Annotated in this window: 15 protein-coding genes; 10 read left to right on the forward strand and 5 right to left on the reverse strand. The window is 73.0% G+C overall.

The window, feature by feature from the left end; genetic code table 11:
* Positions 1-273: 273 nt before the first annotated feature.
* The 3 genes from ACWGL3_RS27345 (at position 274) to ACWGL3_RS27355 (ending at position 2,596) form a co-directional block, all read left to right on the forward strand.
* Positions 274-576, forward strand: coding sequence for a hypothetical protein (locus ACWGL3_RS27345; RefSeq protein WP_452461954.1), 303 nt, complete (start codon positions 274-276; stop codon positions 574-576).
* A 319-nt stretch (positions 577-895) separates the two neighbouring features.
* A complete protein-coding gene (locus ACWGL3_RS27350) occupies positions 896-1,603 on the forward strand; it encodes a hypothetical protein (protein WP_267947556.1) in 708 nt (235 codons plus the stop codon).
* 324 nt (positions 1,604-1,927) lie between these two features.
* Positions 1,928-2,596: a sulfotransferase family protein gene (locus tag ACWGL3_RS27355; RefSeq protein WP_267947555.1), complete on the forward strand. Its 669-nt coding sequence runs from the start codon at positions 1,928-1,930 to the stop codon at positions 2,594-2,596.
* A 63-nt stretch (positions 2,597-2,659) separates the two neighbouring features.
* Here ACWGL3_RS27355 and ACWGL3_RS27360 read toward each other — a convergent pair whose 3' ends face one another.
* Entirely contained in the window at positions 2,660-3,430 is a 771-nt protein-coding gene (locus ACWGL3_RS27360) for a glucose 1-dehydrogenase (protein WP_267947554.1), read from the reverse strand.
* 351 nt (positions 3,431-3,781) lie between these two features.
* Here ACWGL3_RS27360 and ACWGL3_RS27365 point away from each other — a divergent pair, with 351 nt between their 5' ends.
* The gene (locus tag ACWGL3_RS27365) at positions 3,782-4,537 is read left to right on the forward strand and encodes a GbsR/MarR family transcriptional regulator (RefSeq protein WP_267947553.1); all 756 of its coding nucleotides are present in this window, start codon (positions 3,782-3,784) and stop codon (positions 4,535-4,537) included.
* Positions 4,538-4,569: 32 nt separating this feature from the next.
* On the opposite strand, the gene ACWGL3_RS27370 is transcribed toward ACWGL3_RS27365, so the two are convergent.
* The 4 genes from ACWGL3_RS27370 to ACWGL3_RS27385 all read right to left on the reverse strand — a co-directional run bounded on the left by ACWGL3_RS27370 (position 4,570) and on the right by ACWGL3_RS27385 (position 7,501).
* The gene (locus ACWGL3_RS27370) at positions 4,570-5,424 is read right to left on the reverse strand and encodes a helix-turn-helix transcriptional regulator (RefSeq protein ID WP_267947552.1); all 855 of its coding nucleotides are present in this window, start codon (positions 5,422-5,424) and stop codon (positions 4,570-4,572) included.
* A 99-nt stretch (positions 5,425-5,523) separates the two neighbouring features.
* Positions 5,524-6,357 (reverse strand): hypothetical protein, encoded by an 834-nt coding sequence (locus ACWGL3_RS27375; protein WP_431061514.1) that lies wholly within the window; start codon positions 6,355-6,357, stop codon positions 5,524-5,526.
* The gene (locus ACWGL3_RS27380; RefSeq protein WP_431061513.1) at positions 6,276-6,908 is read right to left on the reverse strand and encodes an ATP-binding protein; all 633 of its coding nucleotides are present in this window, start codon (positions 6,906-6,908) and stop codon (positions 6,276-6,278) included. Before ACWGL3_RS27380 ends, ACWGL3_RS27375 begins: the two co-directional genes overlap by 82 nt.
* A 17-nt stretch (positions 6,909-6,925) precedes the next feature.
* Entirely contained in the window at positions 6,926-7,501 is a 576-nt protein-coding gene (locus ACWGL3_RS27385; RefSeq protein ID WP_267947550.1) for a hypothetical protein, read from the reverse strand.
* A gap of 608 nt (positions 7,502-8,109) precedes the next feature.
* On the opposite strand from ACWGL3_RS27385, the gene ACWGL3_RS27390 reads away from it, so the two are divergent.
* From ACWGL3_RS27390 to ACWGL3_RS27415, 6 genes are all read left to right on the forward strand, one after another.
* The gene (locus tag ACWGL3_RS27390; protein WP_267947549.1) at positions 8,110-8,403 is read left to right on the forward strand and encodes a hypothetical protein; all 294 of its coding nucleotides are present in this window, start codon (positions 8,110-8,112) and stop codon (positions 8,401-8,403) included.
* A 180-nt stretch (positions 8,404-8,583) separates the two neighbouring features.
* Entirely contained in the window at positions 8,584-9,003 is a 420-nt protein-coding gene (locus tag ACWGL3_RS27395; RefSeq protein ID WP_267947548.1) for a MarR family winged helix-turn-helix transcriptional regulator, read from the forward strand.
* Positions 9,004-9,024: 21 nt separating this feature from the next.
* Entirely contained in the window at positions 9,025-9,480 is a 456-nt protein-coding gene (locus ACWGL3_RS27400) for a hypothetical protein (protein ID WP_267947547.1), read from the forward strand.
* A complete protein-coding gene (locus ACWGL3_RS27405) occupies positions 9,477-9,743 on the forward strand; it encodes a hypothetical protein (RefSeq protein ID WP_267947546.1) in 267 nt (88 codons plus the stop codon). The genes ACWGL3_RS27400 and ACWGL3_RS27405 overlap by 4 nt, the downstream gene beginning before the upstream one ends.
* The gene (locus ACWGL3_RS27410; protein WP_267947545.1) at positions 9,740-10,072 is read left to right on the forward strand and encodes a rhodanese-like domain-containing protein; all 333 of its coding nucleotides are present in this window, start codon (positions 9,740-9,742) and stop codon (positions 10,070-10,072) included. Before ACWGL3_RS27405 ends, ACWGL3_RS27410 begins: the two co-directional genes overlap by 4 nt.
* Positions 10,073-10,205: 133 nt before the next feature.
* On the forward strand, positions 10,206-10,829 hold the full coding sequence (locus ACWGL3_RS27415) for a DUF4333 domain-containing protein (RefSeq protein ID WP_267947544.1): 624 nt from the start codon (positions 10,206-10,208) through the stop codon (positions 10,827-10,829).
* Positions 10,830-10,853 lie beyond the last annotated feature (24 nt).

A 10,853-nucleotide genomic window follows, 5' to 3' on the forward strand; every position in this document is an offset into this window, starting at 1 on the left:
GCCCCGGCGAGGGCCCGCCGCCCGGCTCCGAAGCCCTGCTCCGGTGCCGCCCTTCGGTACCGGAAGGCTCGGGCCCGCTCGCCGGCCCCGCGGGGCCGGCGCTCCCGCAGGGAAGAAACCTGGTCGGCCAGGTGCGGAAATGCGGAGGCACGAGGGTTCCGGGGCGTCCGGAGAGGAAACATCCTAGGCGGCCACGTCGAGTGATGACCGTGGCACTCACGGTCCCCCACTCCTCGGAAGGAAGCCCCCCATGCCCCCTCCGCTCCGCGGCGCGTGGCGTCGGCGGTCGCCGCCGTCCTCGCGGGCACGCTGCTCGCCCCCGCAACGGCGCCCGACGCGGCGCCCGGCTGCGACACGTACACACACGCGAACGCCCCGGACCTGGGGATGGCCGCCTGTGGCGACCCCATCGGCCAGGGGCAGACCTTCCGCGCCGCCGTCACCTGCGGCCGGGCCCCGGACGTGAAGGGCGCGTGGGCCACGGTGGGCCGGGGCGGCCACGAGGTGTCCCGGGGCAGGTGCGCCCGGTTCGGCAGCGGCGTCGGCGCGAACGGTGTGGACGAGCGCCCGGTATGAGAGACAGGGCCGCGCCACCCGACGGGGCAGCCTGGCCGACCACCTGACCCGTGAGGTGCCGGCCGCCCGGAGGACGTTCGGAGTGCGGTCCGGCGGGTCGGCCCCTACTGGGGCGGGGGCCGACCCGCCACCCCGGTGCCGCCCGTGCCCGACCGTCCCCGGTCGGGCGCCGGTGGGGCACGGGTAACCGCCCGGCCGTGGCCGGGAGGGCCCCGCGCAGGCGGTGCGCGGCAGGGTGTGGGGGCGGTGCGGGGTCGGCACGGAGCCGACGCGAGGCCGATGGAACATCACCGGACAAGGCCGCATATAGGGTGCGGCCATGCATCAATGGTCCCCTCATCACCAGTACCAACACGGCTACCACCAGGGGCCGCCGCCCCCGGCCGGACTCGCCGGGACCCCGGTCTGGTTCGACACCCGCCCGTTCCAGCAGGTCAAGGAGAACGTGTGGGTCGACGCCGCAGGTGACGCCGTCGTCCTCGACCGCTTCGACATGGCGCCGAACCTCCCCGCGCCCCTGGAGGACGTGGCGGCCCTGCGCGCCCGGACGAGCGCCAACACGGCGCAGGCGGGGATGGGCCTGGTGGACCTCGACGTGATCGGGCTGGACGGGATGGCCGCCATCCGGCAGATGGTCAAGGGCGACCACCCCCACCAGGAGCGGGGCACGGCCTACCTCGGGACGTACACGATCCCGAGGGTGGGCTCCAGTGTCGTCGTGAAGGTCCAGTGCCTGGAGGGGCAGCCCACGGGCGTGCGGGAGGCGTCCGTGCTGCCGGGGTTCCTCCAGCAGTACAGGGGCGGCCAGGCCTCGCCGGAGGAGGCGATGGCGGCCTGGGCCCAGCACCCCTACGCCTACGGGATCACGGGCGGAGTCCCGCGCAACCACGCCGACGACCCCGCGTGGGACCCCCACTTCCCGGACCACCCGCTCTCGCGCGCCCGGAGGCTCCTGGGGTCGCTGGCGTACTCGATCAGGATCGACGCGGCCTTCAAGGCCCAGCCCGCGTTCTGGCCCCGGTACTGACGGACGTCCGACCGGCGCGGGGCACGGGGACGGCCCGTCGCACGACGGCACGAAGGCACGAAGACACCGACAGATGATCACCCAACGGAATCCCATGGACACACCGGGTGGTCTACAGTGCTGTGTGCCCCCTGCCGCGGTGGCGCGTCCGGTGGCCTGCCCCCGCACGCCCCCGGCGTCGCGCCCGGCACACGGGCGGCCCGTCCCCCGTGCCGGACCGGCGCGCCCGCGGGAGCCCGGCGCGCGGAACGCGCCCGGCCCGCGGGATGGCCGGGACCTCCCCGTCCGGCCGCCGGGGCCGCGGAACGAACGAGGAGGACGAGGATGCACGTGATCGGGGCGGGTCTCCCGCGCACCGGGACGACGTCGATGAAGGCCGCACTGGAGCAGCTCGGCCTCGGCCCCTGCCACCACATGTTCGAGGTACTGGCCTCACCGGACCTGGCCCGGCGCTGGGCCGGCACCGTGCCGCCGGTTCCGGGGGGCATCGACTGGGGGCACGTGCTGGAGGGGTGGCCGTCCGGGGTGGACTGGCCGCTGTCGTTCTTCTGGCGCGAACTGGCGGAGGCCTACCCCGACGCGAAGTTCGTGCTCACGGTCCGCGACCCGCACCGGTGGTACACGAGCATGCTCACCACCATCTTCGAGCTGACGCGCAAGGCCTGCGCGGAGGACGCCGACGCCCGAGTCCCCGTGGAGTTCCGGCGGATCCGGCCCCTGCTGGACCACATGTGGCAGGCGTCCTTCGGCGTTCCCTGCGGTGCGGTGCCCTCGGAGGAGGTCGCCGTCGCGGCCTTCGAGCGGCACGCGGAACAGGTGAGGGCCGAACTCCCGGCCGACCGGCTCCTGGTGCACCGGGCCGGGGAGGGGTGGGAGCGGTTGTGCGCATTCCTCGGGACAGAGGTCCCGGACGGGCCGTTCCCCCACCTCAACGACACCGAGGCGATGCTCAGGCAGCATGAGACGTGGTTCGGCGGCACCACCGCCCTCTGAGCCCGGACGGGCAGGGGCGGGGCGGCGACCCCCGGCGGAAGCCGCCCCGCGTTCGGGGCCGGGCTACGCGGAAGGCTCGGCGATGGCCGCGACGAGTCCGCCGTCGATGATGAGGTCCTGGCCGTTGACGTAGGCCGCGTCCTCGGAGGCGAGGAACGCGACCGTCTTCGCGACGTCCTCCGAGGTGCCCAGGCGGCCCGCCGACACGGCGGCCACGACGTCGTCCTGCTCCTCCTCGGGGATGGCCTCGTGGAACATCGGGGTGTCGATGTAGCCGGGGCTCACGGAGTTGACCCGGATGCCCTTCGGGCCCAGCTCCGCGGCGAGGGTGTGCGAGAGGTTGTGCACCGCCGCCTTGGTCGCCGCGTACAGGGAGGCCCCGGCCATGCCCCGGTGCAGCGTCCACGACGCGTTGATGACGATCGCCCCTCCCTCCGCGAGCAGGGGCAGGGTCTTCTGGACGGTGAAGAACACGCCCTTGAAGTTGATGTCCGCGACCCGGTCGAACTCGGCCTCGGTGATGTCGCCGATCGGCAGGAACGAGCCGACGCCCGCGTTGGCGAAGACCACGTCCAGGCGCCCGAACCGGACCTTGACGGCGGCGGTCAGCGTGTCGAGGTCGTCGAGGTTCGCCGCGTCGCCGCGCACCGCGAGCACGCGGTCGCCGCCGTCGAGGTCCTTCACCGCGGCGTCGAGGCGGCCCTGGTCGCGCCCGGTGATGACCACCCGCGCCCCCTCGTCCAGGAACCTGCGCGCCGCCGCCTGGCCCATGCCGCTCGTGCCGCCGGTGATGAGTACGGTCTTGCCGTCGAATCGTGCAGTGTGGTTCGTCATGGGTACGAGCGTTCCAGCACCCGTGCGAAGCGAACAGGGCTCGTTTATCAGGGGTGTGCGACCACCAGGCTCGGGCCCCGGCCCGGCCCCGCGTCCCGGGGCGGGGTGGCGCGTATGGGCGCCCCCGTGCTGTCACCCTTGCGGCCTTCTGTTTCCATCGACAGAAAGGCTACGTTGCATACACATATAGAGAAACACCATCGTCGCGACACACGGGCGTTTGCACAGTCTAATTCCACGGGTCCGTTGCATTTGACCAACGGTCAGCGCAACACCGCCATCACGCACGTTGCAACGAATGAGCGCTGGACGCTAGGGTGGGCACCCCCACGGACCACGGAGGAGCCCGCGATGCCGGGAGGCAGACTCACCCAGCAGGAACGCCGGCAGATCGCCCTGGGGCTGGCCGAGAACCTGGCCTACGCGGAGATCGCCAGGGGCCTGGACCGCCCGACCTCGACCGTCACGCGCGAGGTGATGCGCAACGGCGGCCCCACCGCCTACCGCGCCGACCTGGCCCAGCGCGCCACCGAGCAACGCACCCACCGGCGCAGGAGGACCGCGTCCCCGGGGACGCAGGCGCCCCCGCAGCCCCACGGGCGCGACGCCGAGGCGGTGCGCGAGTACGAGGAGGCGTTCGCCACCGTCTTCATGGAGGCGGGCCTGCCCAAGATGACGGCCCGGGTGCTGGTCAGCCTCCACACCGCCGACTCGGGCAGCCTCACCGCCGCCGAACTCGTCCAGCGCCTCCAGATCAGCCCGGCCTCGGTCTCCAAGGCGGTCACGTACCTGGAGGGCCAGGGCCTGCTCCGCCGTGAACGCGAAGAGCGCCGCGAGCGCTACGTCGTCGACGCCGACGTCTGGTACCAGTCGATGATCGCCACAGCCCAGGCGCACACACACCTCATCGAGGTCGCGCGCCAGGGCGTCGGCCTCCTGGGTCCCGGAACTCCGGCCGCCGCACGCCTGGAGAACATCGCCCGCTTCGTCGACTTCGTCCGCGAGAACATCATCCGCGCCGCGGAGCAGGCCCGCGAGGTCCTGCACACGAAACCCGGAACGGACACGCCCGACGGCACCGCCGAACCGGGCCCGGACCGCAGCTAGGGCGTGTTCCCGGCGGGCGGCGGTGCCGAAGGTCAGGCCGAGGTGGCGGCGGGAGCGTGCGCCAGCAGGGCGAGGCGGTCCTCCGTCCCGGTGCCCGGACGCGGGTTGTACAGCTCAAGGGTCCAGTCCGGGCGGTCGGCCACCGTCAGGGTCGTCTTGTCGAAGACCAGGTCGCCGGCCTCGGGGTGCAGCACCGCCTTCACCGTCTGGACGTGGTCGCCGACGTCGTGGCGCGCCCACAGTTCGGCGAAGTCGGGGCTCACGGTGCTGAGGTCGTCCACGAGCCGGCCGAACTCCGTGTCGTCGGGGAACCGGGCCGCGTCGGCGCGGAAGGCGGCGACGACGTCCGGTGCGACCGACGCCCAGTGGACGCGCATGGCGCGGTACCGGGCGTTGGTGAAGAACGTGACGAGGCAGTTGTGGTCGGTGTCGCCGTAGCCGAACACCGTCCGGGCCGTGCCGTTGAGGACGAGCAGGTTCCAGTAGCGGTCCCGCAGCATCGCCGGGCGCGGCATCCACGCCTCGATGAGGTTGCGCAACTCGGGGGTGACGGAGGTGGCCCGGGGCCCGCCGTCGCGCGGCGGGTTGACCCCGGCGAGCGTGTACAGGTGGATGCGCTCGGGGCCGTTCAGGCGCAGCGCCCCGCTGATCGCGTCGAGCACCTCGACGGAGACGTTGATGTCGCGGCCCTGTTCGAGCCACGTGTACCAGGAGACCCCGACCCCGGCGAGGACGGCGACCTCCTCGCGCCGCAGGCCGGGTGTCCGGCGTCGACCCCCGGCCGCCATGCCGACGTCCTCGGGGGTGAGCCTGGCCCTGCGGGTACGCAGAAAGTCGCGGAGCTGGTCGCGGCGGGTCCGGGCCGCTGCGGGGGTTTCGCTGGCCATGCGTCATGGTAACCGGGCGGTGCCGGGCAGCCGGTGACCGGGAAGCGGCGCGGGGCGGCCGTGGGCACGGACCCACGGCCGGTGCGGGTGACCCGACCGTCAGTCGAAGAGCTGCCCGGGGCTCTGGACGCTGACGGCCTTGGTCACCCAACTCTCCAGGACGTCCAGATCGGAGCAGGACTCGATCCGCTCCCGGACTTCGTCGGAAACCGTGAAACCGCGCGCGACCAGGACCGCGATCACGCTGCGAACCACACCCTCCTCGCGACCTTCCTCACGGCCCTCCTCACGGCCTTCCTCGCGGCCGAGACCGACGTACTTACGGGCGAAGTCGCTCTGCCATTCGTAGGTGTCCACGGACATCAAGCCCTCCAGGTCCTGACGGGCGGCCTCGTTGAGACCGGCCAGTACGTAGTCATAGTAGAACGCGCGGTGTTCGGGAGCGGTGGATTCCAGCGCCTCCACCACGGCTTTCAGGGTTCCCGGCTGGGTGTTGCCGTGCGCGTAGGCGGAGAGCACGGCGAGCTCGGGCAGTGCGCGGGCCTGTTCCAGGTCGGTGACCACGGGGGTGGTGCCGGGGCCGATGACCAGAGGGGTCAGCACGAACCCGGGGTGCCCGACCTCGATGGGTGTGGCGCACCAGCGCACCATGGCCTCGTCGGGGCACAGGACCACGAGTACGGCCGGGCACTTGAGGCGGAGGTTGAGGGTGGTCAGGTAGGCGGGCCAGCTCGCCCGCTTGCCGGAGTCGCGCCCGTGCTGGCGCTCCACCACCACGGCGAGGACGTGTCGGGTGCCGTCACGGAGCAGGGTGGCGCCGTCGCTGTTGAGTTCCTTGGGGTCGCAGTTGGTCAGGACCGAACTGGTGGAGACGGCCTCCGTGTGGTGGGGGACGTCGATGCCCAGGGACTCCCTGAGGAGCACGGGGACCATCGCGGGCTGGTTCTGGATGATCCGCAGGGGGATCTCGTGGGCTCGGCTCGGCATGTGGTTCCTTCGCCATCGGAGGAGCTTGGAGGGGTGGAGGGCCGGGGAGGGTCTCCCCGGCCCGGCGGGCGGGTCAGGCGGTGAAGGTGGCTTGGACGAGGGTTCCGAGACCCGACCGGGGCGGCCAGGAGTAGTGGCCCCAGGTGGCGGCCAGACGGGTGATGAGGAGGAGGCCGCGCTGGCCCTCGGCCCCGGTCCCACTCGGTGGTGGTGCGCTCCACGGGCACCCTGGGCACGGGCGGGGCGGCGCCGGGGGCGTGCCTGTTGTGGACGGTCAGGGTCAGCGTCCCGTCGTGGGCGCGGAACAGGTGGCGGACGACGGGCGCGTGCGGGTGGCCGTACTTGCAGGCGTTGGCGTGGAGTTCGTGCAGGCACAGGCGCAGGGTGTCGACCAGGTCGGGGTCCAGGCCGGGGGCCAGGGCGTCGAGGTCGAGGGTCAGGTCGCGGCGGGCGGTGGACAGGTCGGCGAGCGCGCGGGTGTAGGTGCGGGTGAGCATGCGGGTGGTCAGGGAGATCACGCGGCCACCCCCGTGCTCCGGTGCGGCGCCTCGCCCCGGGGCCGGGCCCGGCGGTGGTGTTCCCGCTGGGCGAGCCAGGTGCGGGTCAGACGGGTGAAGGTGCGCCAGTCGTCGGGGTCCTCACAGTCGGGGTGCGGCGCCCGCGGGGCGGGGACCGCCACGGGTGTCGGGTCGGGGGCCAGGAGGTCGCCGCAGGGCGGGACCTCGCGGTGGGCCCAGTCGCAGAGACGGGCGGTGGCGGCGGCCCGGACGCGGTCGAGTTCGCGTTCGCGGGCACGCTCACGTGCGGTGGCGCCCCGGTGCTCCCACGCGGAGTAGTAGGGCCTGACCAGGACGGGGTCGTCGGCCGGAGGCGGTGCGGGAGCGGGAGCCAGGCGGGGCGCCGGGACCCGGACGGGGTCGGGCGCGGGGGGAGGGGACGCGTTCTCGCGCGTCACGGCCTGGGGGAGCGGGGCGTAGCGGCGCACCCGGGTCGAGCGGTGGCGGCGGGCGTGGCGACCACGGGGTGCGAGGAAGAGGGCCTTCACGACGCCCAGGGCAGGGCCGAGGAAGGCAGCGCTATACTGGCGCATGCTGGCAATTCCTTTGGTTAAAGGTGTGAAGTTGCTGGCCACGGCCCCGAACGGATCTAACCGTTGCGGGGCCATCGTGTGGATTGAGTTGTGTGAGTGGGATAAATGCTAGGGCATGGGTGGGGTGGGTGTGTGCATTACCGGGAGGTAATGTGTTCGGATTTTCGAGTTGCCGCGTTCCACCAGGTCGAACATGCGGAGTCCACCCTTTTCACTTCGGTGGAATTAGTGACTTTCGCCCGAATTAACAGCTTTTTCCGGACTCACTGAACGGCGGTAAACGGCCGCTCTGTTTCCGCACTCCACTCCGGCCCAGAACCCCCGCCCGGGGCGGAAACCCGGCCGCCCGTCCACCGGGACGGCGGACCGGCCGATGGACCTTGCGCGCCGCCGCCGGACCTGCCTAGCCTGGGAGGCCGCGCGCGGGCGGTCCCCGTGCGTGCCCCGCCCCCGGGCCTCGGGGACGGCCCGGAGCCGGACCGACCCCGGCGCGACGCCCCCGCCGGAGACCGGCGGACGACCTGAGGAGAGTGACGTGATGGGCCTGCCAACCTAGCCGCCCGCCCGGAGAGACCGGGAGCACGGGCGGCGGTTCGGGTGAGGAAACCATGTCCCGTACGGACAAGACGAAGCCGGTGTGGGTCCGCTGTGCCGAGCACGACCCCAGGCCCGTCCACGATCACCGCCACGGCGGCTGCGACCTGCCTCCCGCTCCGGCCCGGGAGGACGCCGGCACGCGCTGCCGGTGGGAGCACAGCGCCGGCATCACCTGCTGCCTGGGCCCCAACGGCCGTGCAGCCAAGAGGGAGATGGGCGAGATGAACCGGGCCGAGAACCGCAGGAACCGCCAGGCGGCCCGTCGCGAGGCCCGCCGCCGCGCCGCGGACGAGAACGGCGGCTGATCCTCCGGCCGCGTTCCGGAAGGCGGCGTCCCGCGACCCCGCCGGGACCGCGGGCCGCCGCCTCCGGGCGGCGGCCCCGCCCGTCCGTGCGAAGGGCCCCGGGAAGGTCCGCGCAGGCCCGCGGCCCGGCGCGCGAAAGACGCCCGCGATCCGCGAACCCCCGGCCGGTAGCCTGGCCCCATGCCGGAACCACCTCCCTTCAGCCCCACCGTCGCCCTGCTCACGGTCGGCCGCGTGTGGGAGGCCTCCTTCAACCAGGCCCTGAAGCCCCTCGGACTGACCACCCGCAAGTACGGGCTCCTGGGACACGTCCGCGGGACCCCGGGCATCTCCTTCAGCGAGCTGGCCCGGCGCTCGCGGATCACCGTGCAGAGCGCCCACTCCGCCGTCGCCGCGTTCGTCCGAGCCGGTCTCGTCGACGACGGGACCGCGCACGCCGGCTCCGCGTCGAGCCTGCGGGTCACGGCCGAGGGGGAGGCCCTGCTCGCCCGCGCCGCCGAGGTGGTGTCACGGCTCGACGCGGAGTTCGCCGAGCGGCACCCCGAACTGACCGAGGCGCTGCGCGTCCAGATGGCACGGGTGGTGTCGGGCCCCGACTGACCTTCAGGTAGCCTGAAGGTTATGGAAGCCTTCTTGCTGTCCGTCCATGTCGTGGCGGGCATTCTCTTCGTCGGCCCCGTGGCCGTGACCACCAGCCTGTTCCCCCGGTACGCGCCTGTGACCGCCGCACCCGCGGGAGCGGACCGGGCGGAGCGGAGCACCGACACCGCCCGGCTGCTGCACCGCATCACCCGCGTCTACGGCGTCCTGGCGCTCACGGTCCCGGTCGTCGGCCTCGTCCTCGCCTTCGTCCAGGGCCGCACGACCGAGATCTGGATCGTCGTCGCGATGGTGCTCACCGCCGTCGCCGGCGCGCTGCTCGCCCTACGGATCGCGCCGCTCCAGCGGGAGGCGCTCGGCTCCCCCGACGACGGCGCCCGCCTGCGACGCCTGGGCATGCTGACCGGCCTGTTCAACCTGTTGTGGGTGGTCGTCGTGGTGCTCATGATCGTGCGCCCCGGATCGAGCTACTCGTGACCCCGCTGCTGCGCACGCTCTCCGTGCTCTCGGCACTCGAACTCGTCAGCGTCCTCGGGCTCCTGCTGAACCTCGCCACCGTGCACCACGACGCGGTCGCGAGCGTCCTCGGCCCGACCCACGGCGCGCTCTACCTGGCCACCGCCGTCACGGCGCTCCTCGGCGGCGGCCTGGCGACGCGGACCCGCCTCGGCGCGCTCGTGCCGGTGCTGAGCGGCCCGCTCACCATGGTCAACGTGCGACGGGAGGCCCGGAACCCGTGAGCCTGCGACACTACCTGCGCCGTCCCCCGGCCGTCACCGCCGCCGAAGCGGTCCGCCTCGTCGCGGAGGGCGCGCTCGTCGTGGACGTGCGCCGCGAGTTCGAGTGGAGGCGGACGCACATCCCGGGGGCCGTGCACATGCCGCTGGAGCAGCTGCCCGAACGCTCCGTGGAACTCCCCGAGGACCGCCTGCTCATCACCTTCTGCACCGGAGGCATCCGGTCGGCCGGAGCGGCGAACCTGCTGGTGGAGTACGGTTTCGACGCTGTCAACATGAGCCGCGGCCTCGTGGACTGGCGCGCTGCCGGCGGACCGCTCACCGACCGGTGAGCGATCGTGTCCCCGGGGTCGACCCCTCCCCCGCGAGGACACAGAAGAATACCGAAGCGCTTCGCGACGGAACCGGCGCCGCTTTCACCCGGTCTGTTCCCCCGTCAGGTCCCACAACCTTCAGGAGGCCGCGATGCGGCAGACCAGACGTCAGCGAGTCGTCACCGGAGCGGTTCTGGGCGCCCTGCCCCTGCTCATGGCCACCGGCTGCTCCTTCAGCTTCGGCGGCCCCGGCGCCGTCGACGCCGAAGAGGTCGCCCAGAGGTCCGGCGAGATGCTGGCCGAAGAGGTCGGCCAGACCCCCGACGACCTCACCTGCTCCGACGACCTCCCCGCCGAGGTGGGGGCCGAGATCCGCTGCGAGCTGACCAACGGCGGCGAGACCATCGGCGTGACCGTCACGACGACGGCGGTGGACGGCTCCGACGTCCAGTGGGAGGTCCAGGTCGACGAGCAGACGGCCGACGACGCCTCCGTCGAGGACGAGGCCGCGGAGGAGACCCCGGCCGCCGGGGCGAGCGGTGGCGCCGTCGACGCCGCCCAGGTCGCCCAGAGGTCCAGCGAGATGCTGGCCGAGCAGGTCGGCCACGCCCCCGAGGACTTCAGCTGCTCCCAGGACCTCCCCGCCGAGGTGGGCGCCGAGATCCGCTGCAACCTCGTGGACGGGGGCACGAACTACGGGGTGACCGTCACGACGACCGCGGTCGAGGGCACCGACGTCCAGTGGGACATCCAGGTGGACGACGCGCCCCTGTAGGGAGGCGGGAGGCCGGTCCCCGGG

This window comes from Nocardiopsis sp. NPDC055824, from assembly GCF_053616335.1.